This window comes from Bradyrhizobium sp. BR2003 (genome assembly GCF_009720285.1).
GTDB classification, from domain to species: domain Bacteria; phylum Pseudomonadota; class Alphaproteobacteria; order Rhizobiales; family Xanthobacteraceae; genus Bradyrhizobium; species Bradyrhizobium elkanii.
Map to the genome: position 1 here is coordinate 71,338 of NZ_SMYJ01000035.1, position 26,405 is coordinate 97,742.

22 protein-coding genes and 1 pseudogene are annotated in these 26,405 nt (G+C 65.7%); 16 read left to right on the forward strand and 7 right to left on the reverse strand.

Annotation, left to right across the window (positions count from 1 at the left end; genetic code table 11):
- Positions 1-203: 203 nt before the first annotated feature.
- From E2I15_RS29340 to E2I15_RS29350, 3 genes are all read left to right on the forward strand, one after another.
- Complete coding sequence (locus E2I15_RS29340) at positions 204-992, forward strand: alpha/beta fold hydrolase (RefSeq protein WP_137478466.1); 789 nt, start codon at positions 204-206, stop codon at positions 990-992.
- On the forward strand, positions 989-1,324 hold the full coding sequence (locus E2I15_RS29345; RefSeq protein ID WP_137478465.1) for a hypothetical protein: 336 nt from the start codon (positions 989-991) through the stop codon (positions 1,322-1,324). Before E2I15_RS29340 ends, E2I15_RS29345 begins: the two co-directional genes overlap by 4 nt.
- A gap of 162 nt (positions 1,325-1,486) precedes the next feature.
- The gene (locus tag E2I15_RS29350; protein WP_137478464.1) at positions 1,487-2,161 is read left to right on the forward strand and encodes a dienelactone hydrolase family protein; all 675 of its coding nucleotides are present in this window, start codon (positions 1,487-1,489) and stop codon (positions 2,159-2,161) included.
- 127 nt (positions 2,162-2,288) lie between these two features.
- Here E2I15_RS29350 and E2I15_RS29355 read toward each other — a convergent pair whose 3' ends face one another.
- The 3 genes from E2I15_RS29355 to E2I15_RS29365 all read right to left on the reverse strand — a co-directional run bounded on the left by E2I15_RS29355 (position 2,289) and on the right by E2I15_RS29365 (position 4,343).
- Positions 2,289-3,056, reverse strand: a complete 768-nt coding sequence (locus tag E2I15_RS29355) for a polysaccharide biosynthesis/export family protein (protein ID WP_170991474.1) — start codon at positions 3,054-3,056, stop codon at positions 2,289-2,291.
- 184 nt (positions 3,057-3,240) lie between these two features.
- The gene (msrA, locus tag E2I15_RS29360) at positions 3,241-3,897 is read right to left on the reverse strand and encodes a peptide-methionine (S)-S-oxide reductase MsrA (protein ID WP_137478523.1); all 657 of its coding nucleotides are present in this window, start codon (positions 3,895-3,897) and stop codon (positions 3,241-3,243) included.
- A 128-nt stretch (positions 3,898-4,025) separates the two neighbouring features.
- Positions 4,026-4,343 (reverse strand): hypothetical protein, encoded by a 318-nt coding sequence (locus tag E2I15_RS29365; RefSeq protein ID WP_016842666.1) that lies wholly within the window; start codon positions 4,341-4,343, stop codon positions 4,026-4,028.
- A 372-nt stretch (positions 4,344-4,715) separates the two neighbouring features.
- On the opposite strand from E2I15_RS29365, the gene rpsT reads away from it, so the two are divergent.
- The 9 genes and pseudogenes from rpsT to E2I15_RS29410 all read left to right on the forward strand — a co-directional run bounded on the left by rpsT (position 4,716) and on the right by E2I15_RS29410 (position 16,591).
- Positions 4,716-4,982, forward strand: a complete 267-nt coding sequence (gene rpsT, locus E2I15_RS29370; RefSeq protein WP_016842667.1) for a 30S ribosomal protein S20 — start codon at positions 4,716-4,718, stop codon at positions 4,980-4,982.
- A gap of 1,226 nt (positions 4,983-6,208) precedes the next feature.
- The gene (dnaA, locus tag E2I15_RS29375; protein ID WP_016842668.1) at positions 6,209-7,639 is read left to right on the forward strand and encodes a chromosomal replication initiator protein DnaA; all 1,431 of its coding nucleotides are present in this window, start codon (positions 6,209-6,211) and stop codon (positions 7,637-7,639) included.
- A gap of 264 nt (positions 7,640-7,903) precedes the next feature.
- Complete coding sequence (dnaN, locus tag E2I15_RS29380) at positions 7,904-9,022, forward strand: DNA polymerase III subunit beta (RefSeq protein ID WP_016842669.1); 1,119 nt, start codon at positions 7,904-7,906, stop codon at positions 9,020-9,022.
- Between the two features lie 50 nt (positions 9,023-9,072).
- Positions 9,073-9,361 (forward strand): annotated as a pseudogene (locus tag E2I15_RS29385) (GIY-YIG nuclease family protein).
- A gap of 46 nt (positions 9,362-9,407) precedes the next feature.
- Positions 9,408-10,544: a DNA replication/repair protein RecF gene (gene recF, locus E2I15_RS29390; RefSeq protein ID WP_137478462.1), complete on the forward strand. Its 1,137-nt coding sequence runs from the start codon at positions 9,408-9,410 to the stop codon at positions 10,542-10,544.
- Between the two features lie 228 nt (positions 10,545-10,772).
- Positions 10,773-13,208: a DNA topoisomerase (ATP-hydrolyzing) subunit B gene (gyrB, locus tag E2I15_RS29395; RefSeq protein WP_137478461.1), complete on the forward strand. Its 2,436-nt coding sequence runs from the start codon at positions 10,773-10,775 to the stop codon at positions 13,206-13,208.
- 165 nt (positions 13,209-13,373) lie between these two features.
- Entirely contained in the window at positions 13,374-14,666 is a 1,293-nt protein-coding gene (gene murA / locus E2I15_RS29400; protein WP_137478460.1) for a UDP-N-acetylglucosamine 1-carboxyvinyltransferase, read from the forward strand.
- 57 nt (positions 14,667-14,723) lie between these two features.
- The gene (locus tag E2I15_RS29405; protein ID WP_137478459.1) at positions 14,724-16,121 is read left to right on the forward strand and encodes an MATE family efflux transporter; all 1,398 of its coding nucleotides are present in this window, start codon (positions 14,724-14,726) and stop codon (positions 16,119-16,121) included.
- On the forward strand, positions 16,118-16,591 hold the full coding sequence (locus E2I15_RS29410) for a DUF2867 domain-containing protein (protein ID WP_137478458.1): 474 nt from the start codon (positions 16,118-16,120) through the stop codon (positions 16,589-16,591). Before E2I15_RS29405 ends, E2I15_RS29410 begins: the two co-directional genes overlap by 4 nt.
- A 68-nt stretch (positions 16,592-16,659) precedes the next feature.
- Here the strand turns inward: E2I15_RS29410 and E2I15_RS29415 are convergent, their stop codons facing one another.
- Positions 16,660-17,799, reverse strand: a complete 1,140-nt coding sequence (locus E2I15_RS29415) for an FUSC family protein (protein WP_137478457.1) — start codon at positions 17,797-17,799, stop codon at positions 16,660-16,662.
- Positions 17,800-17,961: 162 nt separating this feature from the next.
- Between E2I15_RS29415 and E2I15_RS29420 the strand changes: the two genes are divergently transcribed.
- The gene (locus E2I15_RS29420) at positions 17,962-19,332 is read left to right on the forward strand and encodes an MmgE/PrpD family protein (RefSeq protein WP_137478456.1); all 1,371 of its coding nucleotides are present in this window, start codon (positions 17,962-17,964) and stop codon (positions 19,330-19,332) included.
- Between the two features lie 212 nt (positions 19,333-19,544).
- On the opposite strand, the gene E2I15_RS29425 is transcribed toward E2I15_RS29420, so the two are convergent.
- The 3 genes from E2I15_RS29425 to E2I15_RS29435 all read right to left on the reverse strand — a co-directional run bounded on the left by E2I15_RS29425 (position 19,545) and on the right by E2I15_RS29435 (position 22,950).
- Positions 19,545-20,972: a serine hydrolase domain-containing protein gene (locus E2I15_RS29425; RefSeq protein WP_170991473.1), complete on the reverse strand. Its 1,428-nt coding sequence runs from the start codon at positions 20,970-20,972 to the stop codon at positions 19,545-19,547.
- A 300-nt stretch (positions 20,973-21,272) separates the two neighbouring features.
- A complete protein-coding gene (locus E2I15_RS29430) occupies positions 21,273-22,343 on the reverse strand; it encodes a helix-turn-helix domain-containing protein (RefSeq protein ID WP_155262623.1) in 1,071 nt (356 codons plus the stop codon).
- A 31-nt stretch (positions 22,344-22,374) separates the two neighbouring features.
- Positions 22,375-22,950 (reverse strand): GNAT family N-acetyltransferase, encoded by a 576-nt coding sequence (locus E2I15_RS29435; RefSeq protein ID WP_137478454.1) that lies wholly within the window; start codon positions 22,948-22,950, stop codon positions 22,375-22,377.
- A 181-nt stretch (positions 22,951-23,131) separates the two neighbouring features.
- Here E2I15_RS29435 and E2I15_RS29440 point away from each other — a divergent pair, with 181 nt between their 5' ends.
- From E2I15_RS29440 to E2I15_RS29450, 3 genes are all read left to right on the forward strand, one after another.
- Positions 23,132-24,049 (forward strand): pirin family protein, encoded by a 918-nt coding sequence (locus E2I15_RS29440; RefSeq protein ID WP_137478453.1) that lies wholly within the window; start codon positions 23,132-23,134, stop codon positions 24,047-24,049.
- 100 nt (positions 24,050-24,149) lie between these two features.
- On the forward strand, positions 24,150-25,064 hold the full coding sequence (locus E2I15_RS29445; RefSeq protein ID WP_137478452.1) for a phosphoribosylaminoimidazolesuccinocarboxamide synthase: 915 nt from the start codon (positions 24,150-24,152) through the stop codon (positions 25,062-25,064).
- 262 nt (positions 25,065-25,326) lie between these two features.
- Positions 25,327-26,367, forward strand: a complete 1,041-nt coding sequence (locus E2I15_RS29450; protein WP_137478451.1) for a zinc-dependent alcohol dehydrogenase — start codon at positions 25,327-25,329, stop codon at positions 26,365-26,367.
- The last annotated feature ends 38 nt before the right edge of the window (positions 26,368-26,405 follow it).

Sequence of the window (26,405 nt, forward strand, 5' to 3'; positions counted from 1 at the left end):
CCCGGCTGGAGGCAATCCAATTTGGAATTGCTCGAAAAGAATAAATTTCCGAAGATGCCTGTTGTGCGATGCGGCAACGGCATGACGCTTTTTGGAATGCCAGCGTTCGTGTCTAATCGACTGGCGCTTGCTCAAAGCGTCGGCAGCAGGAATCGGCAACGCCGTGCGATGACAGCGGCGAGAGAAACACAAGGAGCCCGTCAATGGCCAAGCTCAACCGCAGCGGCGTCGACATCTACTACGAGGTTCACGGCAGTGGCCCGCCGCTGATCCTGACCCACGGCTATTCCTCGACATCGGCGATGTGGCAGGGCCAGATCGAGGCGCTGTCGCAACGGCACAAGCTGATCCTGTGGGACATGCGCGGACACGGCCGGTCCGACTATCCCGATGATCCCGATGCCTATAGCGAAGCGCTGACGGTCGGCGACATCGCCGCTTTGCTCGACGCCGCCGGCGCCGACAAGGCGATCGTCGGCGGGCTGTCGCTCGGCGGCTACATGTCGCTCGCCTTTCACCGCGCCCATCCGGAGCGGGTGCGGGCGCTGCTGATCATCGATACCGGCCCGGGCTTCAAGAAGGACGACGCCCGCGAGGTCTGGAACCAGCGCGCCCGCGACACCGGCGACCGCTTCGACCGCGAAGGGCTCGAGGTGCTGAGATCGCTGAGCGCCGAGCGCGCGTCGGTCACCCATCGCAACGCCAGGGGCCTCGCGCTCGCGGCGCGCGGCATGCTGGCACAGCGCGATGCACGGGTGATCGAATCGCTGCCCGAGATCCAGGTGCCAGCGTTGGTTGTGGTCGGCGCCGACGACACGCCGTTCCTGGCGGCGTCCGACTACATGGCGGCAAAGATCCCCGGCGCGCAGAAGGCGGTGATCCCGAACGCCGGCCACGCCGTCAACATCGACCAGCCGCAGGCCTTCATCGCCGCGGTGCTGGCGTTCCTGGATGGCCTTGAGGCCGGCGCGCCGGGAAAGACCGCGCCATGAAGACGATCGCGGTTGCCTTGTTGCTGACTGCGGCCACGACAGGGGCGAGCGCGCAGACGCTGCCGTTCGTCACAGCCCCGTCCACTTTCACCGCGACGTTGTCCAACACCACGCCGCTGGTGTTCGGCATGGGCGTCGCGGACGCGCAGCGCGCGCTCGGCACGCCCCTCACCTATGTCAGCGGACGGCCCGGCAACGAGATCTTCCTGACCTTCCGCGACCTCGGCGGCAGCGGGCTGTTTCCGCATCACGACCGTCTCTTCCTCCAATTCCGCAAGCACCGGCTGACCGGCTGGAAGGCCGACTGGGGCGAGAACTGGATGTGGCGATAGAGCATGGTCCGGACCCGGAGGGCCGCGTTAGCGCAAAGTGCGAAGCGGTTTTCCGAAAAGGCCATGCTCAAACGAAGAGCCAAAGCACGATGACAATTTCATCGCGCCCTGGACCTCATCATCGAGAGCTTCATGCAACCCCCAACATGACAAGGATGGACCATGGGACAAGACATCAAACTCAAGGCTTCGGACGGATTTGAACTCGGCGCCTACCGCGCCGATCCTGCCGGCGCGCCGAAGGGCGCGGTCGTCGTGATCCAGGAGATCTTCGGCGTCAATCACCACATCCGCTCGGTCTGCGACCGGCTGGCGAAGGAAGGCTATGTCGCGGTTGCACCTTCGATCTTCGACCGCATCACGCCGAACTTCCAGAGCGGCTATTCCCCCGACGAGATCGCCGAGGCGCGGAAGTTCGTCGCCAATCCGGACTGGGCCGCAATGCTGCGCGACACCCAGGCTGCGATCGACGCGGCGAAGCCGGTCGGGCCGGTCGGCATCATCGGCTTCTGCCTCGGCGGCAGCGTCGCCTACGCGGCCGCCACCAAGCTCGCCGGGCTGTCAGCCGCGGTCGGCTATTACGGCGGCGCCGTCGTGCGCTTCGCCGACGACAAGCCGGCGGTCCCGACGCAGCTGCATTTCGGCGAGAAGGATGCCGGCATTCCCCTGAGCGATGTCGAGACCGTCAAGTCGAAGCGGCCCGAGGTCGAGGTCTTCATCTATCCCGGCGCGCAGCACGGCTTCCATTGCGACGAGCGCGCCAGCTACGACAAGGCAAGCGCCGACATCGCCTGGCCGCGCAGCATGGAATTTTTCGCGAAGCATTTGAAGAAGTAGCATCCGTCATTGCGGGGCAGAGCCGTCCGAAGGACGGCGTCGCTGCCGCTCGCCTATGCCCGGCAATCCATCGAGCGAGTTTCTTGAAGATGGATGGCCGGGTCGAGGCCCGGCCATGACGACGTCTCTAGAACCAGCGCTCGCCGACGAACACCGTATCGCCCGGGCTCATCGGCGTGCCGAGCGGCACCACGAAGCGGCCGGAGCCGGACGCATCGGTGTGGGTCAGCGTCACGCTGTCGCGGCGGGCACGCGGCGAGAAGCCGCCGGCGATCGCGACCGCGCTCTCGACAGTCATGTTCGGCACGTAGGGATATTGGCCGGGGGCCTGGACTTCGCCGAGGATGAAGAACGGACGATAGGACTCGATCTCGACCGCCACCGAAGGCTCGCGGATGAAGCCGTTGCGCAGCCGCGCCGAGATTTCGCCGGCAAGCCCGGCCGGCGTGCGGCCGCGTGCCGGCACCGAGCCGATCAGCGGCATCGTGATCGCGCCCGCGGCGTCGATCGCATAGGAATTGGTCAGGCCTTCCTGGCCGTAGACGACGACGCGGAGCTTGTCGCCGGGGCCAAGATGATAGCCGTTGTCGTAACCGGCGGGCGGTCCACCCGGGGCGGCGGCATAGACGACCGGGGCGCCGGCCGGCGCGGCATAGCCATAACCAGGGGACGCACTGGCGAAGGCGGAACGCAATGCGCTGATCGCACCGCCGCCGCCTGCATCGGCAACCGGAGCGGGTGCGTAGACCGGGCCATAGCTGACGGCATCGACGCCTTGCGGGCCCAAACCTTGCGGGCCAATGGCGACGGGACCGGACGTGCTCATGCAGCCAGACAGCGCGAGCGCAGCCACAACGGCAGTGATCGGCAATCGTAACGCGCGTGCAACCGGCACCGGACCTATCCCTCAACGGCGAGACAGGCCCAGTCTTGCACCACTTATGGTTAATAAAGGGTTTTCGAGGGTCGAGCGGGAGGCCGGAAAAGCCGGCCTCCCATTGGCTTAGCGCCGCGCCCGGGAAGAGCGCAAACCGACTTTCCGGAGCGAGCTCTTTCTCAACAAGAACGCAACAGGACGATCAGGCGGTGACGCCGATGCCGATCGGGCAGGACACACCAGTGCCGCCGAGCCCGCAATAGCCCGCCGGATTCTTGGCGAGGTATTGCTGGTGGTAGTCCTCGGCGAAGTAGAACTCACCTGCCGGCGCGATCTCGGTGGTGATGGCGCCGAGGCCCTTGGCGGCAAGCGCCTTCTGATACATCGCCTGCGACTCATCGGCGGCTTTGCGCTGCGCTTCGCTGAACGTGTAGATCGCGGAGCGATATTGCGTGCCGATGTCGTTGCCCTGGCGCATGCCCTGCGTCGGGTTGTGGCTCTCCCAGAATGTCTTCAGCAGCTTCTCGTAGGAGATCTTCTTCGGGTCGAACACGACCAGCACCACTTCGGTGTGGCCGGTGCGCCCCGAGCATACTTCCTCATAGGTCGGGTTCGGCGTGTGGCCGCCGGCATAGCCGACCGCGGTGGTGTAGATGCCCTCGCCGAGTTCCCAGAATTTGCGCTCCGCGCCCCAGAAGCAGCCGAGCCCGAACACCGCCTGCTCGAGGCCTTGCGGATAAGGCGGCTGCAACTTGCTGCCATTGACGAAATGGGTGGTCGCGGTCGGGATCGGCGTTGCGCGGCCCGGAAGCGCCTCGGCGGCGCTCGGCAACGCGGTGGTCTTGCGCATGAACAACATGGACACCTCCAGCGGGACATCGGCCGACGCGGCAACGGCCTGCGGGCCGGCTGTCACCTATATATGTCCTTACGCGGATGATGGCAGCCCCGTTACTGAGTGCTGCAGCCAAGGAGGCTGCCGACAAGTCAGTCGCGCGCGTAGCCGATCAAGGGCTTGCGCGGCCGGAACAGGATCATCAGCAGAATGCCGGCAATGCCGAGCACTGCGAACACGGGCTGCTCCAGAAGCAGGCGGATCACGTCATTCCAGAGCCAGGGCGCGAAGCGATCCACCCAGGCATGGAATGCCTGCTGGCTCGACTGGTGGATGTCGTTCCAGAACTGGCCGAATTGGGTGAACCGCAGGCTCTGGTCGGCGACGTAGCGGGCCCCGTCATAGACCATGAAGATGAAGCTGCCGGCCAGCAGCAGAAGGCCGATCAGACGGAAAAAGCCGCGGATCATGCGTCACCCTAACTCCCAGTCGCGCCCCACGCGTCGTCAGGCCTTACCGGGCGCCCCCCGGAAATTCAACCTCTTCAGCGGCTTATCCAGCCCCCGCGGGGCGATTTCGGGCCCTTTTTGGGTCCCGAAAGCGTTGACGCTTAAGCCCGCGCCATCTATAAGACCGGCCGATGGCGGCGGGCGCAATCCTGCCGCCGCTGTTCTTTGGACAGTGCCGCAGGCGGGGGCAGCATTTTGCGCTCCTCGCATGGCCGCCTCAAGGACACCCAAGAAAACCACCTTGGACAAATACATCAGAGTTGAGATTTGAACCGGCCGGTGCGCGCAAGCCCGACCACCGAGCGATCACCGCCGAAGGACAGTTAGAGAACCATGGCCAACACCACCTCCGCCAAGAAGGCGACCCGCAAGATTGCCCGCCGCACCATCGTCAACAAATCGCGCCGCACGCAGATGCGTGGCGCGGTGCGCACCGTCGAGGAAGCGATCAAGAGCGGCGACCGCGAGGCGGCGCTGAAGGCGATGAGCCGCGCCGAGCCCGAGCTGATGAAGGCAGCGCAGCGCAACATCATTCACAAGAACAATGCGAGCCGTAAGGTCTCGCGCCTGTCGCAGCGGATCGCCAAGCTCGCCAAGTAAATGCTCGGCGCGTGAGCTGACTGGAAAACACATTTGTCACGAAGCCCGGCTCGCGCCGGGCTTTTTGTTTTTGTCTCGACTTTTGTCGTGGAAGTTTCATAGCGCGAGAACACTACGCGTTGCCGCACAACGAACTGCGTGTCATGTTTCGTCGCGTCCGTAGTTCTACCGGCTCAACATGCTTAACGCGCCGCACTCGCTCACAGATCGTTCTTCGCTAAGCTAGATAGATGGAATAGCGCGCAAGCATTTCGCGGCGAAACTTGCGACGCGGGGTTACCCTGCAAAAGTAATCGAGAAAAATGACGTCTCGCGAATTACTTATGCACATAGCGTTGGACAGCGATTGGAAAAATGACCGGCGCGAGACCAAATGTAAATTTTCTATGAAAAATTTTTGGTATTGCACCGTCGTTTGTGACACGCGTGAATCTGTGCGGTGATTCAAAAACTTGCTTTCGCAACTCAGCATCGGCAACGCCGCAACAGTCGCGAAGAGTCTCGACCCCCGTCGAATCCACGGATTGTCAGGAAATGCGCTTGGTGTATTTATTTCTTGTTCGCGACGCCCACGGCTCTCCAGATCAGCGCGGTTTGAGACCCAGGGGCGGACGCACAAATCGGCGGCGGTGTGTGCGTTAGCGACGCTTTCCAAGCGAAGCTGAATTGACGGCTCATAGCGATATGGGGACGGTCGACCTGTGTCAAAATATCTCCGGCGATGTCCCCGGCAATTTGGGGGATCGAACAAGAGAGACCAGGACGTCAGTCGGAATTTGGCAGCGGGAACGCGGAGCGAGTGAACGGGTTGACGACGACACGGCGGCGGCGAAGCGCCGGGCATTTCGGTGTTCGGTAGCAGCAGTTCGAATTTGAAGACACGAGCAAGCTGACAACTTGCCGCGATACGTCGCGGCGGGAGGGGGAGGTCTTATGCCTTACGGTATCATCACTGCAGTCGAACCAACGACAGCCGAAGCGCAAATTTCCAGTGGTGCCGTAATCAACCCCTCGGACGTCGGCTCTTACCCGCAGCGTCCGTCAAGTACGCGCTGACCTCGCGGGGCGCATCTTCTCCAAACAGCTGATCTGTCGGGTGGCGCACGATCGCCGCACGGGAGAGCTTTGTCCGGAGCAGACCACGCCCGCTAGAGGTCGCGCCGTGGCAGCAAACCTGCACGGCGCTTTCGCAACGATTATCTCTCAGACTTGGAAGTACGAAGGCAATGACGAACACGGAACAGGATCGCTGGTCGCGGGTGAAGGGACGTCTGCGGACGAGCGTTGGCGAGGACGTTTACACGAGCTGGTTCGCACGGATGGATCTGGAAAGCGTGCACGACGAGAGCGTGCACCTGTCGGTTCCGACCCGGTTCCTCAAGAGCTGGATCCAGGCGCATTATGCCGATCGCGTGCTGTCCTGCTGGCAGGCCGAGATGCCGGAAGTGCACAAGATCGACCTTACCGTCCGCTCCGCGATCCGTGCGACGGCTCCGGTGAAGGAAACGGCCGCGCCCGTCGAAGTGCGCCGCATCGAGCGCACCGACGGCCGCCCTGCGCCCGAGTTGCGCTCATTTGCGACAGCGCCGGTGTCGGCAAGCCATGACGCGCTCGGCGGCTCTCCGCTCGATCCGCGCCTGACCTTTGCCAGCTTCGTCGTCGGCCGGTCCAACACCCTGGCTCATGCGGCGGCCCGCCAAGTCGCGGAAGGTCGCCGCGGCGATCCCGTGATGTTCAACCCGCTCTACATTCATGCCGGCGTCGGCCTCGGCAAGACGCATCTGCTGCAGGCGGTGACCTGGGCCGGCAATTCCGGCGGCGAACGCAAGGTGCTGTATCTCACCGCCGAGAAGTTCATGTACGGCTTCGTCGCGGCGCTGAAGACGCAGACGGCGCTGGCCTTCAAGGAGGCGCTGCGCGGCATCGACGTGCTGGTCATCGACGATCTGCAGTTCCTGCAGGGCAAGTCGACGCAGGCCGAGTTCTGCCACACGCTGAACGCGCTGATCGATGCCGGCCGCCAGGTCGTGATCGCGGCCGACCGTCCGCCGTCGGATCTGGAAAGCCTCGACGACCGCGTGCGCTCGCGGCTCGCCGGCGGCCTCGTGGTCGAGATGGGCTCGCTCGGCGAGGAGCTGCGGCTCGGCATCCTGAAGTCGCGCGTCGCCGCGGCTCGCGCCCACCATGCAAGCTTCGACGTGCCGGAGGAGGTGCTCGACTATCTGGCGCGCACCATCACCCATAACGGCCGCGACCTTGAAGGCGCGATCAACCGACTGCTGGCGCACTCCAAGCTCAACAACCAGCCGGTGACGCTGGAGATGGCCGAGCGCGAGGTGCGCGACCTGATCCGCCCGCAGGAGCCGAAGCGGATCAAGATCGAGGACATCCAGCGCGTCGTCGCCCGGCAGTACAATGTCAGCCGCTCCGACCTGCTGTCGTCCCGCCGCACCGCCAATGTGGTGCGCCCGCGCCAGGTCGCGATGTATCTGGCGAAGACGCTGACCTTGCGCTCGCTGCCGGAGATCGGCCGACGCTTCGGCGGCCGCGACCACACCACGGTGTTGCACGCCGTGCGCAAGATTGAGGCACTGGTCGCCAAGGACACGGCGCTGTCGGAGGAAGTCGAATCGCTGAAGCGCCAGTTGCAGGAATAGGGCCGCTTCATCCGCCCGGCTCGTTCCATCGCCCTCCCCTCGCCAAAGGGGAGGGCTAAACTTTTTTCCGACCCAAAACGTGGGGAACGGGGCTCGTTTCGCGCCCGTATCCCTTGCACCGGCCGCCCATCCGCGCCACCTTGCGGTCCCCCCGTGGGTTTGATCAAATCTGGCATTGATCCGGCTTTTCGGGTTTCCAATGCCGCGGTGCTGCCCTGAACGGCCGCCCGGCTTTTCCATCTGAGGGATCTGGCGGGTATTGCAATGAAGGTCACCGTCGAGCGCGCGCAACTCCTGAAATCGCTGGGTCACGTTCACCGCGTGGTCGAGCGCCGCAACACCATCCCGATCCTTGGCAACGTGCTGATCCGCGCCGAGGGCGCCAAATTGTCGCTGAAGGCGACCGACCTCGACCTCGAGGTGACGGAGACCCTGGCCGCTGAGACCGGAACCGCCGGCTCGACCACGGTGCCCGCGCACATGTTCTACGACATCGTCCGCAAGCTGCCCGACGGCTCGCAGATCGTGCTGGAAGCCGATGGCGACCGCTCGGTGCTGGCGGTGCGTGCCGGCCGCTCGCGCTTCACGCTGCAGACCCTGCCCGAGAGCGACTTCCCGGGCCTTGCCGCCGGCGACATGACGCATTCGTTCTCGCTGCCGGCGTCCGATATCAAACGCCTGATCGACCGCACGCAGTTCGCGATCTCGACCGAAGAAACCCGCTACTATCTCAACGGCATCTATCTGCATGCGGCGGGCAACGCCAAGGCGGCGACCCTGCGCGGGGTCGCGACCGACGGCCACCGGCTGGCGCAGATCGACCTCGCGCTGCCCAAGGGCGCAACCGGCATGCCCGGCGTGATCGTCCCGCGCAAGACGGTCGGCGAGGTGCAGCGGCTGATCGAGGGCGACGACGCCGAGATCTCGATCGAGCTGTCGGACGGCAAGATCCGCTTCACGCTCGGCAATGTGGTGCTGACCTCGAAGCTGATCGACGGCACCTTCCCGGACTACGGCCGCGTCATTCCGCAGAACAACGACAAGGAACTGGTCGTCGACAAGAAGGATTTCGAAGCCGCCGTCGACCGCGTCTCGACGATTTCCAGCGAACGCGGCCGCGCGGTGAAGCTCGCGCTGTCCGCGGGCAAGCTGGTGCTCTCGGTCACCAACCCGGATTCCGGTAGCGCCACCGAAGAGCTCGAGGTCGAGTACGCCTCCGACGCGCTCGATATCGGCTTCAACTCGCGCTATCTGCTCGACATCGCCGCCCAGATCGAGGGCGAGGTCGCGGTACTGAAGCTCGCCGATCCCGGCTCGCCGACCCTGGTGCAGGACCGCGACAGCAAGGGCGCGCTCTACGTGCTGATGCCGATGCGGGTGTGATTCTTCACTCGTCATGGCCGGGCTTGACCCGGCCATCCATCGAGCAAGATATGAGCTATTGGGTGTACATCCTCGCGAGCAAGCCCGGTGGAACCCTTTACGTTGGCGTGACTAATAATCTTGTTCGCCGGATTTACGAGCATCGCGAAGGATCTCGCCGAAAGCTTTACGAAGCGATACGGCGTCAAGAGCCTCGTCTACTTCGAGGCGGCCGAGACAATCGCCGCGGCGCTTCAGCGCGAGAAAAACATCAAGCACTGGTCGCGCGAGTGGAAGATCGATCTGATCGTTGCCGGCAATCCCGACTGGCGAGACTTATATGATGAATTTGTCCGCTGACGCGGACGATGGATTGCCTGGTCAAGCCCGGCAATGACAAGGTAACATGACCCCGTCCCGCATTCACCGCCTGTCGCTGACGCATTTCCGCAATTATCGGACGGCGACGCTGCAGGTCGCCGGCGACATGGTGGTGCTGGTCGGGCCGAACGGTGCCGGCAAGACCAATTGCATGGAAGCGGTCTCGTTCCTGTCGCCGGGCCGCGGCCTGCGCCGCGCGACGCTGGAGGACATCGCCGACAACCAGGGCGACGGCTCCTGGGCGGTGTCGGCCGAAGTCGAGGGCGCGCTCGGCCTCGCGACGCTCGGCACCGGCATCGATCCGCCGACCGGTGACGCCGGCAGCACGAGGCGCTGCCGCATCGACCGCGAACCGGTGGGGTCCGCGACCGCGTTCGGCGATCATTTGCGCATCGTGTGGCTGACGCCGGCGATGGACGGCCTGTTCATGGGCGCCGCCTCAGAACGGCGGCGCTTCTTCGATCGCCTGGTGCTGGCGATCGATTCCGAGCATTCCAGCCGCGTTTCCGCGCTGGAGCGGTCGCTGCGTTCGCGCAACCGGCTGCTCGAGGTGCGCAACTATGACGACCATTGGTGTGACGCGATCGAGCGCGAGACCGCGGAGCTTGCGGTCGCGGTCGCCGCGTCGCGGGGCCAGACCGCCGCCAAGCTCGCTGTGATGCTGCGCGAGCGCGGCGCCGCCTCGGCCTTCCCCTCCGCCGAGATCATGCTCGATGGCTGGATGGAGAATGCGCTGCTGCAGGAGCCCGCAACCGCAGTGGAGGACCGCTACCGCGAGATCCTGCGCGCGGGCCGGCCGCGCGATGCCGCCGCCGGCCGCACGCTGGACGGCCCGCATCTGACCGATCTGCAGGTGGTCTACGCGCCGAAGAACATGCCGGCGCGTGACGCCTCGACCGGCGAGCAGAAGGCGCTCTTGATCGGGCTGGTGCTGGCGCACGCCACGATGGTCGCGGAGATGACCGGCATCGTGCCGCTTCTGCTGCTCGACGAGGTCGTCGCCCATCTCGATCCGAACCGCCGCAAGGCGCTGTTCGACGAGCTCGCGAAGCTCGGCGCGCAGGTCTGGATGACCGGCGCCGATCCCGCGGCGTTTGTCGATATCGGCCCTCGGGGGGAGATTTTCGACGTCGAATCCGGCCACGCCACACGGCGCGGCTGAGGGTGCGGAACAGGCTCCGAGAGGGGCTCGAATCCGCCCTCGAATCGGGCTTTTCGAGACTGCCGGAATCGGCCCTTGAAAGCCTTGAAACAGGCCTAAAAAATCCTATTTATTCAATAGTTTGTAGATGGAGACTTTGCGCTAGGCGCAACCCCTCTTTCGTGGCACAAATAGCGGAATCAGCGCCTCATTTTGCGCAGCTGATTCGGACATCCTCGAAGGCCTCACATGACTGAACCTGCCCGGCAGACCCCTGCCGAATCTGAGCATCCCGTTCCGGCCGAATATGGTGCGGAATCGATCCGGGTGCTGAAGGGCCTCGACGCCGTCCGCAAGCGCCCCGGCATGTATATCGGCGACACCGACGACGGTTCCGGCCTGCACCACATGGTCTACGAGGTCGTCGACAACGCGATCGACGAGGCGCTGGCGGGCCATGCCAGCCGCGTCCTGGTCACCCTCAACGCCGACAATTCCGTCACCGTGTACGACGACGGACGCGGCATTCCGGTTGGCATCCACAAGGAAGAGGGCGTCTCGGCAGCCGAGGTCATCATGACCCAGCTGCACGCCGGCGGAAAATTCGACCAGAACTCCTACAAGGTTTCCGGCGGTCTGCACGGCGTCGGCGTCTCCGTCGTCAACGCGCTCTCGAGCAAGCTCGCGCTTCGGATCTGGCGCGACGACAAGGAGCACTACATCGAATTCGCGCACGGCGATGCCGTGGCGCCGCTCAAGGTGGTCGGCGATGCCCCGGGCAAGCGCGGCACCGAGGTCACCTTCCTCGCCTCGGTCGAGACCTTCAAGAACATCGAATATGATTTCGCGACGCTGGAGCACCGGCTGCGCGAGCTCGCCTTCCTCAATTCCGGCGTCAACATCGTGCTCTCCGACATGCGTCATGCCGTCGAGAAGCGCGAGGAGATGCACTATTCCGGCGGTGTCGAGGAATTCGTCAAATATCTCGACCGCAACAAGAAGGCGATCGTGCCGGCGCCGATCATGGTGCGCTCGGAAGCCAACGGCATCGGCGTCGAGGCGGCGCTATGGTGGAACGACAGCTACCACGAGAACGTGCTGTGCTTCACCAACAACATCCCGCAGCGCGACGGCGGCACCCATCTGGCCGGCTTCCGCGGCGCGCTGACGCGCCAGGTCAACGGCTATGCCGAGGCCAATGCGAAGAAGGAAAAGATCGCGCTGACCGGCGACGATTGCCGCGAAGGCCTCACCGCGGTGCTGTCGGTGAAGGTGCCCGATCCGAAATTCTCGTCGCAGACCAAGGACAAGCTTGTGTCCTCGGAGGTTCGACCGGTGGTCGAGAACGTCCTGAACGAGGCGCTCGCCGCCTGGTTCGAGGAGAATCCGAAGGAAGCCAAGGAGATCGTCGGCAAGGTCATCCAGGCCGCCGCGGCTCGCGAGGCTGCGCGCAAGGCGCGCGAGCTGACCCGCAAGAATCCGCTCAGCGTCTCCTCGCTGCCCGGCAAGCTCGCCGACTGCCAGGAGAAGGACCCGGCCAAATCCGAACTGTTCATCGTCGAGGGCGACTCGGCCGGCGGCAGCGCCAAGCAGGGCCGCAACCGCGAATTCCAGGCGGTGCTGCCGCTGCGTGGCAAGATCCTCAATGTCGAGCGCGTCCGTCCCGACAAGATGCTGTCGTCCGAGCAGATCGGCACGCTGATCACCGCGCTTGGCACCGGCATCAGCGACGATTTCTCTGTCGACAAGCTGCGCTATCACAAGATCATCGTGATGACCGACGCAGACGTCGACGGCGCCCATATCCGCACGCTGCTGCTGACCTTCTTCTATCGTCAGATGCGCTCGATCATCGATGGCGGCTATCTCTATATCGCCCAGCCGCCGCTCTATAAGGTCTCGCGCGGCAAGTCCGAGCAATACCTGAAGGACGAGCGTGCGCTCGAGGACTATCTGATCTCGACCGGACTCGATGAATGCGTCTTCAAGCCGGCCTCCGGCGACGACCGCTCGGGCCGTGACCTGCTGTCGCTGGTCGAAGACGCTAGGGTCATCCGCTCGGTGCTGCGCAACCTGCACAGCCGCTATAATCGCGCCGTCATCGAGCAAGCCGCGATCGCGGGCGTGCTCAATCCCAGGATCACCGGCGATATCGCCACCGCCAATTCGGCGGCCGAATACATCGCCAAGCGGCTGGACGCCGTGGCCGAGGAGGTCGAGCGCGGCTGGATCGGCACCTTCACCGAAGGCCAGGGGTTCCAGTTCGAGCGCACCGTGCGCGGGGTCAGGGAAGTCGCCGTGATCGACGACGCCTTCCTCGGCTCGGCCGACGCGCGGAAACTCGACGAATACGCGACCGAGCTGCAAGACACCTACGTGCGCGCGGGCAAGCTGCGGCGCAAGGATGCCGAGCAGATCATCCACGGCCCGATCGACCTGTTCGAGGCCGTGACCGACGCCGCCCGCAAGGGCATCTCGCTGCAGCGCTACAAAGGTCTCGGCGAGATGAACCCGGAGCAGCTCTGGGAGACCACGCTGGACACCGAGGCGCGCTCGCTGCTGCAGGTGAAGATCAAGGAGGTCGACGAGGCCGACGATATCTTCACCAAGCTGATGGGCGACGTGGTCGAGCCGCGCCGCGAGTTCATCCAGGACAATTCGCTCAGCGCGACCATCGACATCTAGGGTTCTGCGCACGGCCAGGCGGGCGTGCGCTTCTCTGTGCCGACGCGGCGCTACCTTTCGGGTGGAAGCAGCGCCGGGAGTTGTGTTACGGTGCCGGGCGGCCGTTGATTCCATTGCAGAATTTCCAACGGCCCAGTCTGAATGATGCGTCAGGGGACATTCCGCGTGCCGCCGATCCAATACATCGTCGAAGGCGGCCGCCGCCTTTCGGGCACCATCGAGCCGTCGGGCAACAAGAACTCCGCGCTGCCGATCATCGCCGCGGCACTGCTCACCGAGCACCCGGTCACGCTGACCAACGTGCCGCGCATCCGCGACACCGAAACGCTGGTCGAATTGTGCCGCTCGGTCGGCGCCAGCGCCGAATGGACCGAGCGCAACACGCTGCAAATTCATGCCAAGGAGATCCGCGCCGCCGATCTCGATCCGGCGCTGTGCGCGCGCATCCGCGCCTCGATCCTGCTCGCCGGTCCGTTGCTCGCCCGCTGCGGCGAGGTCGCGCTGCCGCCGCCCGGCGGCGACGTGATCGGCCGCCGCCGGCTCGACACGCACTTCCTGGCCTTCGAGCAGCTCGGCGCCACCGTCACCGCGACGCACCGGCTCGAATTCCGCGCCACGCGGCTGAAGGGCGCCGACGTGTTCCTCGACGAGCCCAGCGTCACCGCGACGGAGAACGCGCTGGTCGCCGCGGTCGCCGCGCGCGGCACCACCTATCTGCGCAACGCGGCCTCCGAGCCGCATGTGCAGGACCTCGCCAATTTCCTGATCGCGCTCGGCGCCAAGATCGAAGGTGTCGGCACCAACACCATCATCGTGCACGGGCCGGCAACGCTCGGCAGCACGACTTTCGCGATCCAGCCCGACCATATCGAGGTCGGATCGCTGATCGGGCTTGCCGCGGTGACCCGCTCGCCGCTGCGCATCGCGCGCGCCGGCGTCGAGCATCTGCGCTCGATCCGGATGGGCTTTGAGCGGCTCGGCATCGTCTGCGGCGTCGAGGGCGACGACCTCGTCGTCCCGTCCGGCCAGACCATGAAGATCCAGGACGATTTCGGCGGCCATGTGCCGAAGCTCGAGGACCAGCCCTGGCCGGCCTTCCCGGCCGACCTGATGTCGATCGCCATCGTCACCGCGACGCAGTGCGACGGCGTCATCCTGATGCACGAGAAGATGTTCGAATCCCGGATGTTCTTCGTCGACAACCTGATCGCGATGGGTGGCCGCATCGTGCTGTGCGACCCGCACCGCGCGATCGTCGCCGGCCCCAGCCGGCTGCGCGGCGCGCCGATGAACTCGCCCGACATCCGGGCCGGTATGGCGATGCTGCTGGCCGCGGTGTGTGCCGAGGGCACCTCCACCATCAACAACGCCGACCAGATCGAGCGCGGCTATGAGCGGATCGATGAGCGGCTCAACGCCCTCGGCGCCAAGATCAAGCGGATTCCCGCGCGATCGTGATCCCCTGCGGCAGCTTGGTCATCCTTCCGGCCGGTTTGCCGTGCTAAGCGTGCCGTCATGACCTGCATCGACAAGCTCGACCCGGCCGCGCCGAACGCGGCCGTTGTCGTCCCTCGCAACCTGCTCACGGCCGAGCTCGCGGAAACGCTGAAGCTCGCGGTGCCGCTCGCCCTGACGCAGCTCGGGCAGATCGCGATGATGACCACCGATCTCGCCTTCATCGGCCGGCTCGGCAGCGAAAGCGTCGCCGCCGCGGCGCTGGCGCATACCGTGTATTTCGTCAGCTTCACCATCGGCATGGGCATGATGTCGGCGGTCTCGCCCCTGGCCGCGCAGGCGTTCGGCGCGCGCAACCCGCGCGTGATGCGGCGCGCGCTCCGCGTCGGCCTGTGGGCCGGCTTCTTCATGGTGCTGCCGCTGATGGCGCTGCCGTTCCAGGGCGAGCGCATCCTGCTTATGCTCGGCCAGACCCAGGCCACCGCGCACCTGGCGCAGCAATATCTGTTCGGTCTCGCCTGGGGCATCCTTCCGGCGCTGTGGTTCATCGCGCTCCGCGGCTTCATGAGCGCGGTGAACCGGCCGGAGCCGGTGCTATGGATCACGCTCGCGGCGATCCCGGCCAATGCGCTGATGGTCTACCTGTTGCTGTACGGCAAATGGGGCATGCCCGAGCTCGGCATGTTCGGCGCCGGACTTGCGACCACGATCGTCAATCTCGGCACCTTCCTTGCCGGCGTGTGGTTCGCGGCGCGCCGCCGCCCATTCCGCAAATATCACGTCTTCAGCCGCCTCTGGCGCGTCGACTGGCCGCTGATGGGCAAGCTGGTCGCCGTCGGCGCGCCGATTTCGATTGCCTTCCTGCTGGAGTACGGCCTGTTCGGTGCTGCCGGTCTGCTGATGGGGCTGATCAGCACCACGGCGCTGGCTGCGCACCAGATCGCGCTGCAGATCGCGGCGATCCTGTTCATGGTGCCGTTCGGGGTCAGCATGGCCGCTACCGTGCGGGTCGGCCAGGCCGTCGGCCGCCGCGATACCGACGCCGTGCAGCGCGCCGGCTTTGTCGCGATCGCGCTCAGCGGGATCTTCATGAGCATCATGACGCTCGCGGTGATCCTGGCGCGCTTCGAGATCGCGGCGCTGTTCCTCGGCGAGGCCTCCGACACCACCGCGCAGCTCACCGCGGCGCTGCTGCTGATCGGCGCGACCTTCTTCATCGCCGACGGCATTCAGACCACCACCGCGGGCGCGCTGCGCGGCATGAACGACACCCAGGTGCCGCTGCTGTTCGCCGTCATCAGCTACTGGCTGATCGGCTTCGCGTCGGCCTCCGCGCTCGCCTTCTGGGCGAAGCTCGACGCCGCCGGTGTCTGGATCGGGCTGTCGCTCGGGACGGCGGTCTATGCGACCCTCCTTGTCTTGCGTTTCCGCCTGCTGGCACGCAAACTGGGCAAATGAGGGTCGACGAGGTCACGCCGAACGTGGATTCCGCCGCGCTGCTCGCCGGCGCGCAATTCGTCGACGCGTTCCGGATCGCCACTGCGCGCCCCGACCTCGATGCGCGGCACGCCGCCGAGGCGATGGTGGCGCGGCAGCCGCGCTGGATCGAATGGCTGCTTGCCCTGCGCAATTTCATTGTCGCGCCGCTTGGCCTGAAAACCTCGGGCGCGGCCGACGGCGTGGCGCGCGACATGATCGGGATATTTCCGGTGGTGAGCGAGACGCCGGAGCGTCTGGTCGCGGGCTTCAACGACAAGCATCTTGACTTCCGGCTCGTCGTAGACGTCGCCTCCGCGGGAGCTGTGCGCAGCATCACCGCGACCACGCTGGTGCTCACCCACAACTGGTTCGGTCGCGCCTATCTTACGGTGATCCTGCCGTTCCACCGCCTGATCGTGCCGGCGATGCTGCGCAAGGCCGGAGGCTGAACGACGGAACTCCAGACGCGTTTTCTTCACGCGAACCGGTACCCACTTCGCTCGAAAACGCTCTCGTCTCAGGCCGCGCTCTTCTCCGGCGTGTCGGCGACGATCTTCTCGGAGGCGTCGGCGTTGGTGCACCAATTGCCGTGGCAGCGCTTGAGGTCGTTGAGGTTCTGCCGCATCTGGTCGAGCGAGAAGCCGAGCGCGTAGAAGCGCTCGGCGGCATCGACCGGCAGGCCGCGGATCAGGCCGTCCCTGCGCACCGCGGCGACCTCCTCGCTATAGGCATGCAGCGCCGCATCGACCGGCGCCATGTCGGCCGGGCCGCTGCCGGCGCGCAGCGCGGTCGCGACCGCCACCATGTAAGTCACGATCGCCTTGCTGACCTCGGCCAATGGCCGCGCCAGCCTCGCCTGGATATCGGCCGGCAGCGGCACCACACAGGCGCGCCCGATCATCACGACGTCGTGCCGCAGCCGCTGGATGGTCCGCAGCAACGGGCCGGTATCCGGCCCCGATGACAGATGCATCGAGCGCTCTCGCTCGGCCTCGAGGCCGGTCGCGTGCAGATTGGTCACCGCGGTGCCGATGCCGTCCTGGATCCGGTGCAGCGCGTCATTGTCGAGGCCGCGCGTCAGGCCGGCGAGCAATTCGGCGAACGCCGCCGACAGCAGCTCCAGCAGCTTCGATCCATTGACCCTGATCTGGCTGACCGCGCGCGACGGCAGCACCAGGAACGAGATCAGAAGCCCGGTGAGCGCGCCGACCGTCACCTCGAGGACGCGGTCGATCGCGGAATCCAGCGGGTTGGAGTGATGCATCGTCGGCAGCAGCAGCACGATCACCGCCGTCACCGTCGCCGAGTTCAGGCTCGGATTGAGCGCGGCGATGAAGGCGAGCGGCACGATCGCCAGCACCAGCAGCGCCAACAGGCTGCCCTCGCCGGAATGCGGGATCAAAACCGCGATCGCGCCGCCATAGACGGCGCCGCCGATGGTACCGAGCATGTAGTCGCGGCTGGCCTTCAGCGAGCGGCCGACGCTCATTTGCGTCACGATCAGTGAGGTGAGCACCGCCCAGAGCGGCAGCATGAGGTTGAGCGCCAGCGCGATGGTATAGGCCGCCACGCCGGCGGACGCGATCCGGACCGCCAGCGCCAGCTGCGTCTTGCGAGCCCAGAGCTGGTCGAACATGCGTTTTGCGAAGGTCCTCATGCACCGTGATCCGCAATCAAAGGAAAGGCCCGTGTTACATGACTTGAAGCTAACCGACCTGAAGCTAACCGATCTGGAGCATGGCAGCTGCCCGCGGCGGCAAGGTGGCTTGAAAGGCTTGACCTGCCCGCCTACCCTGCGCCGCGAAATTGAGGAAACACGATGGCCCACGAAACCGCAACGCTCGCCGCCTATGTCGCCGACCTGAAATATTCCGACATTCCGCCGGAGGTGCTGGAGCGCGCCAAGGTTTTGACGCTGGATTTCCTCGGCAGCACCATCCGCGCCTGGCGCGATGCGGAATCAACACCCTCGCTGATGAAGATGCTGGAGGCGCTGGCACTCGACGGCAAGGGCGAGGCCACCGTGTTCGGCGACACCAAGACCTGGACCCCGGCGATCGCGGCGCTGCTCAACGGCGCGCTCGGCCATTCGCTCGACTTCGACGACACCCACGCCGATTCCTCGCTGCATCCGAGCGCACCGGTGGTGCCCGCCGCGTTCGCGGTCGGCGAGATGGTCTGCGCGTCCGGCCGCGACGTGCTGACCGCGATCGTCGCCGGCTATGAAGTGTGCTGCCGGCTCGGCAACGCACTCGACCCGACCTCGCATTATGCCCGCGGCTTCCACCCGACCGCGACCGCCGGCACCTATGGCGCCGCCGCCGCGGCAGCCAAGCTGTTCGGGCTGTCGAAGGAACAGATCATCTCCGCGTTCGGCGTCTCCGGCAGCCAGGCCGCAGGCTCGCTGCAATTCCTGGTCAACGGCGCCTGGAACAAGCGCTACCAGGTCGGCGCCGCCGCGATGAACGGCGTGGTCGCCGCGACGCTCGCGCGCAACGACTTCATCGGCTCGAGCGAGGCGGTCGAGGGCAAGCACGGCCTGCTGGTCGGCTACAGCGACGATGCGCATCCGGACAAGGCGGTGGCCGGACTCGGCAGCACCTATGAGACGCTGAAGATCGGCGTGAAGCCGTATCCGAGCTGCCGCTACACCCACGCCGCGATCGACGCGCTGATCGCGATGCGGCGCGAGCACAATCTGACGCCGGACCAGATCAGGAAGGTCGAGATCGGCCTGCACCGCAACGGCATCACGCTGACCGGCGACGCCGCCACCAAGCGCCACCCGACCTCGGTGGTCGGCGGCCAGTTCTCGATGTTCTTCACCGGCGCGATCGCGCTCGACCAGGGTCATTTCGGCTGGGACGATTACGATCGGCTGGGCGATGCGGCCATCGACGCGCTCGCCGACAAGTTCGACGTGGTGCAGGACGACCGGCTCGAGGTCGGCCGCACCCATCCGTTCGGCGCCCGCGTCTCGATCACGACGGATGACGGCACCCATGAGCGCCTCTATGCCGATCCCTCCGGCGAGCCGACCTCGTTCCCCGACGCAAAGGCGATGCAGCAGAAGTTCCTGACGCTGGCCCGCCCGGTGCTCGACAAGCGCGCCGACCAGCTCGCCGACGCCATCCTGACGCTGGAGCGCTTCGACCGCGTGGAGAAGGCGACGCAGCTGGGGCGGCAGTAGACGATCACTCGTTGTGCTGAAGCACGCCGCGCGCCACACCACCGCTGTCGTCCCTGCGCAAGCAGAGACCTATACTCCGCAGCGGAGGTTGCGGTCGGGACTCGTCATTCAGCGCTGCGCAACAACCGGCATTCGTGGTTATGGGTCCCTGCTTGCGCAGGGACGACACTGAGTTTGTTGCACGGCCGTCCGCATTCTCGCGACACGATCTGTCAGTCGCGTCCTTCAAGGATAGCCTTGTCCGACGTCGCTGTGACGACGTCACGGACCAGATCGAACACGCCGTCCGCCTCGAGCGGCATGTTCGGCGAGCGGCCGATCCGCACGATGACGAGGTGCTGCGACGGCACCATAATCACATACTGCCCGATCGTGCCCTTGGCGAAGAAGGCATCGCGCGGCCAGCCGTTTTCGACGCGATAGTTTGCGCCAAAGCTGTCGCCGAGATTGGTCCAGAAGCCCGCGCCGATACCGACCCAGGCGTTCGGCGTCGGCGATGCGGAATACTTGACCCAGCCTTCAGGCAGGATGCGCTTGTCACCGGCCATCCCGTCATTGAGGTAGAGCTGACCGAACCGCGCCCAGTCGCGTGCGCTCGCCATCATCGCGCCCGATCCTTCCGGCGTGCCCGCAGCGTCGAACTGCATCACGACATTGCGCATGCCGAGCGGTCCGAACAGCTCCTCACGCGCGAAGCGCATCACATCAGCCGCATGCCCACCGGCGGCGTTGCGGATCAGATGCGAGAGGATCAGGTAGTTGCCGTCGTGATAATTCCAGATCCGGCCGGGCGCGCTCTCCAGCGGAGCGCTCTCGGCGAAGGCGGCCATATCCGATTCCACGTACTTCATGCGGTTGACCGGCTCGAGCACGGATGCCAGCGACGCCTGCAGCGAGCTACCGAGTGCGAGGCCCGCGGTGTGGCGCAGGAGTTGATCGACGGTGATCACGTGGCGCGGATCTTTCGGATCCTGCCAGGCCGCGATCGGGACCGGCTGGTCGACCGCAAGCATGCCATCGCGCACCAGGATTCCGATCAGCGCCGAGATCACCGATTTGGTCGCGGAGAAACCGAGCAGCGGCGTGTCGGTGCTGATGCCGTCGGCGTAGCGCTCGGCGACGATGCGGCCGTCCTTCATCACGACGACAGCGCGGGTGTGGCGGAACGGCGGCTCCGCCGGCTCGGCAAAGGCGCGGTCGATCGCGGCCGCAAGCTGCGGGGTTTGCGGCGCGACGAGCGCGGGGCCGGCGATCTCGGACAGCAATGCGGCTTGCGGCCTCGAAGGCGGAAGCGCGGTATCGTCCAGCGTCTCGCCATGGTCGAGCGTGCAGCCGAGCGCATCGCGATAGACCGCATGGCTGCGGCCGAGCCCGAACAGCGTCACGGTGACGTCCTTGCGATCGAGGTCGACCTCGGTGGCCATCGCCCAGGTGATCAGGCCGGCGCCCGGCATCGCGTCCGTGGTCTCGGTCAGGTTTCGCCTGGGGTCGAGCCCGCTGACGAAGGTCTCCGAGCAGATCACACTGGCGACAAAGCCGGTCGCGACCTCAGGCACATCGCGGGCGCGGGCGGCAGACAGCGCCAGTGCACCGAACGCGGTGGTGGCGACGAGAATGAAGACGAGCTTTCGACGGGTCACGGGATCCTCCGGCATGGCACGATGAGCGTGTGGCCGGGATCAGGCAGCAGGGTGCGCAAGGGCGCTCGCCGGATTTGGGAAGCGGACTAGTCGAGAACTCGGTTCGGTTCGCCGATTTCGAAATATTGCAATGTTTACAAAGGGCCCGCGGACTCGTGTCACCCCTCCCGCTTGCGGGGGAGGTCGGATCGCATCCAACGATGCGATCCGGGTGGGGGCTCTCTCCCCGAAATGACAGCGCGTACTTCGCTGAGAGACCCCCACCCCGGCCCTCCCCCGCAAGCGGGAGAGGGAGAAGAGTCACACCGCGCTCGCCTTCTTCCGATACTCCGTCGGGGTAACCCCCGTGGTCGCCTTGAAGGCGCGGTTGAAGGGGCCGAGCGACTGGAAGCCGGCGTCCATGGCGATGGTGATGACGGGGACCTCGGCCTGCGAGGGATCGGCGAGCGCGGCCTTGGCTTCCTCGATCCGGTGGTTGTTGAGGAAGACGTTGAAATTGCGGTAGCCGAGCCGCTGGTTGATCAGCCGCCTGAGACGATATTCGGGAATCTTCAGCCGGGTCGCCAGCGTGCCGATCGTGACGTTGTCGTGACGATAGATCCGCTCGTCCGCCATCAGCCGGATCAGGGCATCGATCAGCTTGCGGTCGGCCGCCTCCTCGGCCGCGGCCGGCTTCGCCGGCACGACGGCCTCCGCCGGCACCGTGAACAGGTCGGCGCCGTCGACGCGCATCATCGCCCAGGTGATTGCGGCCACGATGGCGGTGAGCACGGCCGCGTTCATCAGGTTGGCCCATTCCACTGTCACGCGGCTGCCGGCATTGGCAATCTGAAGCAGCGCGTTCATTCCGCCGTACAGCGCGGACGCGGCGACGATGAAGACGCGGACACGGCGGCGACGCTCGACCAGATCCGCCGACCACGATCCAATGGTTTGCGCCACCGCGAGCGCAACGAAGACGAGCGTGAGCGAATTGACCATGATGATCGCGATCCGCGCGTGACCGGCGGGTGCAATCCACATGCAATTGACGAAGCTGTAGGCCACGACCGCGGCCCAGATCAGGCCGTGCCACCAGCGCAGCTGAAACGCGTCATCGAACAGCGCGCGCGTGAACAGCCAGAACACCACGATATCGCCGGTCGAAAGCGCGATCAGTGGCGCATGCCAGTCCGAGACCGGCGGCCCGGCACCGATCGACGCGGTCACCGCATGCGCGGCCGAACCGAGCGCGAAAGCGGCCGCAAGGCGCCCGGACAGCGCCTTGCGCAAATCAGTGAGCAGCAAGGCGGCAAGCACCAGCAGCAGCGCCACGCCGGCGCTGCGCAGGCAGAGTTCAAGTGCGGCCCAATCTGAAGCAGCCGATGTCATCGCCGAACAATCGTCGGTCGGACGTGGTTTTTCAAGATGGCTCGCGCTGCCAGCGCTGGCGTGTCGTCACCCAGATATCGACCACATCGCCCTCGAGCCTGCCCGGCCCCTCGTTGACCGCGCCGAGTCGCCGCGCCACCGCCTGCGAGGCGACGTTGGCAGGATCGATGCAATGGATGATGCGGTCGACCGCGAAGTTGTCGAATACCCAATCGGTCGCGGCCCGCGCCGCCTCCACCGCGTAGCCCTTGCCGCGGTGCTCTTTGGCAATGCCCCAGCCGACCTCGAAGCCGGGCCATTCAGGGGGATGATACGGGCCGACACGGCCGATGTAGCGGCCGGAAGACTTCTCCTCGACCGCGAACATGCCGAAGCCGTGCAGCGCCCAATGGCCGGAGATGACGGCGGCGTTGCGCCAGCCCTTCAGCTCCGAGGTGACCGGCTGATGATCCGGCGTGATGAAGCGCGCCGTCTCGGGATCGGACAGCATTTTCGTGTTCTCAGCGACATCGGATGCGCGCCACGGCCGCAGGATGAGCCGCGCGGTCTCGATCACCGGACCATCGACCTGCAACAGTCTTGCACCTGGCTTGATCAGAGAAACCATGACGTCCTCCAGTTTCCAAGTTTGTACTTGCTGCCATCGAGAGCCGGTGCAAGCCACAAGTAATTCGTCGTCCCGGCTCGTGCCGAGCCTGTCATCGGGCGGCGCTTCGCGCCGACCCGTTGGCTTGGCCGGGACGACGGATAGAGAGTATGATCGCGGCAAAAGAGAAGGAGATTTTTCCATGAGCTGGCAGCCCTCGACCGATCCCGAACTCGGCGATCCCAAGACCTGCGACGCGCTGGATCTGATCATCGTGCCGCGCACCCGCGATCTCGGCGACGGCTTTGCGGTGCGCCGCGCGCTGCCGCACGGCAAGCGCCAGATGGTCGGGCCCTTCATCTTCTTCGACCATTTCGGCCCCGTGCAATATCTCGCCGGCAAGGGCATGGACGTGCGGCCGCATCCGCATATCGGGCTCGCCACCGTCACCTATCTGTTCGACGGCAGCATCATGCACCGCGACAGCGAGGGCAACATCCAGGAGATCCAGCCCGGCGCGATGAACCTGATGACCGCGGGCCGCGGCATCGCGCATTCGGAGCGCACCCCCGACGTGCGGCGCCGCGACGGCCAGAAGATGCTCGGCCTGCAAAGCTGGATCGCGCTGCCTGCGGGCAAGGAGGAGATCGCGCCGTCGTTCCAGCATTATGGTGCGGGCGACCTGCCGATGATCTCCGAGCGCGACTTCACCGCGCGCATCATCGCAGGCTCGGCGTTCGGCATCACCTCGCCGGTCAGCATGGTCTCGCCCTGGTTCTACACTGAAGTAACCGCGAGGGCCGGCACCTCGGTGCCGCTCGACCCCGATCACGAGGAGCGCGCGATCTACCTCGTCGACGGCGAGGTCGAGATCGCGGGCGACCGCCACGAGGGACCGCGGCTCCTGATCTTCCGGCCCGGCGACCGCATCACCGTGAAGACGCTGCGGCCAACCCGCATGATGTTCCTCGGCGGCGACGCCCTGGAAGGGCCGCGCCACATCTGGTGGAATTTCGTCTCGTCATCCAAGGAGCGGATCGAGCAGGCCAAACAGGACTGGAAAACCGGCCATTTCGCGCAGGTTCCGCACGAACACGAGTTCATTCCGCTGCCGGAGTGAGCTATTTCCTGTGATAACCTCGAGCGCCCGCATGCCTCGCGTGCGGGCGCTCGTCTTTGCAAGCCATCTATTTTGAAAAGCCACCTAGAAAGATCACGCCATGACCGCGATGCTATCCAGCGACTTGCCCCTGCCCCGGATCGGCCGCGGCAAGGTGCGCGATATCTACGCCGTCGGCGACGACCGCGTGCTGCTGCTGACTACCGACCGGATCTCGGCGTTCGACGTAGTGATGGCGGAAACCATTCCGATGAAAGGCGCGGTGCTGACCCAGATCAGCGCCTGGTGGTTCCGGCAGCTCGAGGGCACCGTGCCGCATCACATGATCAGCGCCGATGCCGACGAGATCATCCGCGCGGTGCCTGAGCTGAAGGATCATCGCGCCGATATCCTCGGCCGCGCGATGCTGTGCAAACGCACCACCGTGTTCCCGATCGAATGCGTGATCCGCGGCTACATTTCCGGCTCGGCGTGGAAGGAATATTCCGCCGATGGCACCCTGGCCGGCGAGAAGCTGCCGGCCGGCCTGGTCGAGAGCCAGAAGCTCGAACCCGCAATCTTCAGTCCGGCGACCAAGGCGGAGGCCGGCCATGACGAGAACATCACGGTTAATCGGGTGCGCGAGATCGTCGGCGCCGACGTTGCCGCGACACTGGAGAAGATGGCGCGCGACGTCTACGCATACGGCGAGCAGACCAGCCGCGCGCGCGGCATCATCATCGCCGACACCAAGTTCGAGTTCGGCCGCGACCGGGACGGCCGCATCATCCTGATCGACGAGGTGATGACGCCGGATTCCTCGCGCTTCTGGGCGGTCGATGCCTACAAGCCCGGCCAGCCGCAGCCGAGCTTCGACAAGCAGCCGCTGCGCGACTATCTCGACGTTGAGCGCCGCGCCGGCCGCTGGGACGGCGACGCGCCCGCCCCGCCGCTGCCGGCGAGCGTGGTGGATGCGACGAGCAAGCGGTATCTGGAAGCGTATCGCCGCGTGACGGGAAGCGAGCTGAAGGTTTAACCTCTCCGTCGTCGCGTTCGCTCCATCACCGTCAACCTGAGGCTGAGGAGGTTGCAACGCGGCCATCTCGAAGAGGCGACGGCCACCAGCGGGGCTGTGCATCCTTCGAGACGCGCTACGCGCTCCTCCAGCGACAACGGCAAGGCCGTTGCGCGGGGATGACGGGGGAGGTCAGGTGAATCCCATTCACCCCTGTTGAAGACAAACCTTTTGTCGGCGCATCGGCTGCGCTGCACTCTCCACTTAAACGGAGAGCCTCACGATGCGGCAATTGACTTATATCGGCGGCAACAAGGTCGAATGGCGGGATGTTCCCGCGCCGAAACTCCAAGACGATCGCGACGCGTTGGTGCAGCCGCTCGCGGTGACGCGCTGCGATCTCGATCTTGCGATCGTGCACGGCCGATCGGGCTTCGCGGGTCCGTTTGCGCTCGGACATGAGACCGCGGGCCGCATCGTCGACATCGGCGGCGCGGTGAGGAATTTCGCGCCCGGCGATCTCGTCATCGTTCCGTTCCAGATCAGCTGCGGGGTCTGCGACCGCTGCCGGCGTGGCCATACCAATGCCTGCACGGCGGTGCCGTTCCGCTCTTCCTACGGGTTGAAGCCGGTCTGTGGCGTGGAATATGGCGGCGGCCTGTCCGACCTGATCCGCGTACCGTTTGCCGATCACATGCTGGTCCATCAACCACAGGGCCATGCCTTGTCGCAAACCGCAGGACTGGCCGACGGCGCGACCGACGGGTTCAGCGCCGTGGCGCGCTGGCTGCAGCAGCGCCCCGGTGCCGACGTGCTGGTGATCGGCGGTTTCGCCCAGTCGCTCGCGCTGTTCGCGGTGCAGGCGGCGGTGGCGCGTGGTGCGGGCCGCGTCGTCTATCTCGACGACCACGTGCCGCGCCTCGCCAAGGCGAAGTCGCTCGGTGCCGACGTGATCGAAGCGCCCGCTGGCCTCTCGATGGAGCCGCCCGGCGTGTTCCCGATCGTGATCGATGCGGCCGCGACCGACGCCAGCATGCTGCTCGCGCTCCGCGCGACCGAGCCCAACGGCATCTGCCAGCGCATGTATGGCGACTTCGCCGAGACGACCCCGGTGCCGCTCCGCCACATGTATGGCATCGGCGTCACGTTGAAGATCTCGCGCGTCAATGTCCGCGCCGAGCTGCCCGAATGCGTCGCCCATGTTGCGGCAGGCCATTACCACCCGGAGGAGGTGATCACCCGCCGCGTCCGTTTCGAGGACGCGCATGAGGCGATCGGCGACCCGACCATCCGCGTGGCCTTCGTTCGCGATGGCATTGCCTGACCGGGACCGGTAGGTTGGCTCCAACCAACAAACGAAGG

Coding starts and splice junctions, on each gene's coding strand:
- E2I15_RS29340 (WP_137478466.1), top strand. CDS start 204: ATGGCCAAGCTCAACCGCAGCGGCGTCGACATCTACTACGAGGTTCAC.
- E2I15_RS29345 (WP_137478465.1), top strand. CDS start 989: ATGAAGACGATCGCGGTTGCCTTGTTGCTGACTGCGGCCACGACAGGG.
- E2I15_RS29350 (WP_137478464.1), top strand. CDS start 1,487: ATGGGACAAGACATCAAACTCAAGGCTTCGGACGGATTTGAACTCGGC.
- msrA (WP_137478523.1), bottom strand. CDS start 3,897: ATGTTGTTCATGCGCAAGACCACCGCGTTGCCGAGCGCCGCCGAGGCG.
- E2I15_RS29365 (WP_016842666.1), bottom strand. CDS start 4,343: ATGATCCGCGGCTTTTTCCGTCTGATCGGCCTTCTGCTGCTGGCCGGC.
- rpsT (WP_016842667.1), top strand. CDS start 4,716: ATGGCCAACACCACCTCCGCCAAGAAGGCGACCCGCAAGATTGCCCGC.
- dnaA (WP_016842668.1), top strand. CDS start 6,209: ATGACGAACACGGAACAGGATCGCTGGTCGCGGGTGAAGGGACGTCTG.
- dnaN (WP_016842669.1), top strand. CDS start 7,904: ATGAAGGTCACCGTCGAGCGCGCGCAACTCCTGAAATCGCTGGGTCAC.
- recF (WP_137478462.1), top strand. CDS start 9,408: ATGACCCCGTCCCGCATTCACCGCCTGTCGCTGACGCATTTCCGCAAT.
- gyrB (WP_137478461.1), top strand. CDS start 10,773: ATGACTGAACCTGCCCGGCAGACCCCTGCCGAATCTGAGCATCCCGTT.
- E2I15_RS29405 (WP_137478459.1), top strand. CDS start 14,724: ATGACCTGCATCGACAAGCTCGACCCGGCCGCGCCGAACGCGGCCGTT.
- E2I15_RS29410 (WP_137478458.1), top strand. CDS start 16,118: ATGAGGGTCGACGAGGTCACGCCGAACGTGGATTCCGCCGCGCTGCTC.
- E2I15_RS29415 (WP_137478457.1), bottom strand. CDS start 17,799: ATGAGGACCTTCGCAAAACGCATGTTCGACCAGCTCTGGGCTCGCAAG.
- E2I15_RS29420 (WP_137478456.1), top strand. CDS start 17,962: ATGGCCCACGAAACCGCAACGCTCGCCGCCTATGTCGCCGACCTGAAA.
- E2I15_RS29430 (WP_155262623.1), bottom strand. CDS start 22,343: ATGACATCGGCTGCTTCAGATTGGGCCGCACTTGAACTCTGCCTGCGC.
- E2I15_RS29435 (WP_137478454.1), bottom strand. CDS start 22,950: ATGGTTTCTCTGATCAAGCCAGGTGCAAGACTGTTGCAGGTCGATGGT.
- E2I15_RS29440 (WP_137478453.1), top strand. CDS start 23,132: ATGAGCTGGCAGCCCTCGACCGATCCCGAACTCGGCGATCCCAAGACC.
- E2I15_RS29445 (WP_137478452.1), top strand. CDS start 24,150: ATGACCGCGATGCTATCCAGCGACTTGCCCCTGCCCCGGATCGGCCGC.
- E2I15_RS29450 (WP_137478451.1), top strand. CDS start 25,327: ATGCGGCAATTGACTTATATCGGCGGCAACAAGGTCGAATGGCGGGAT.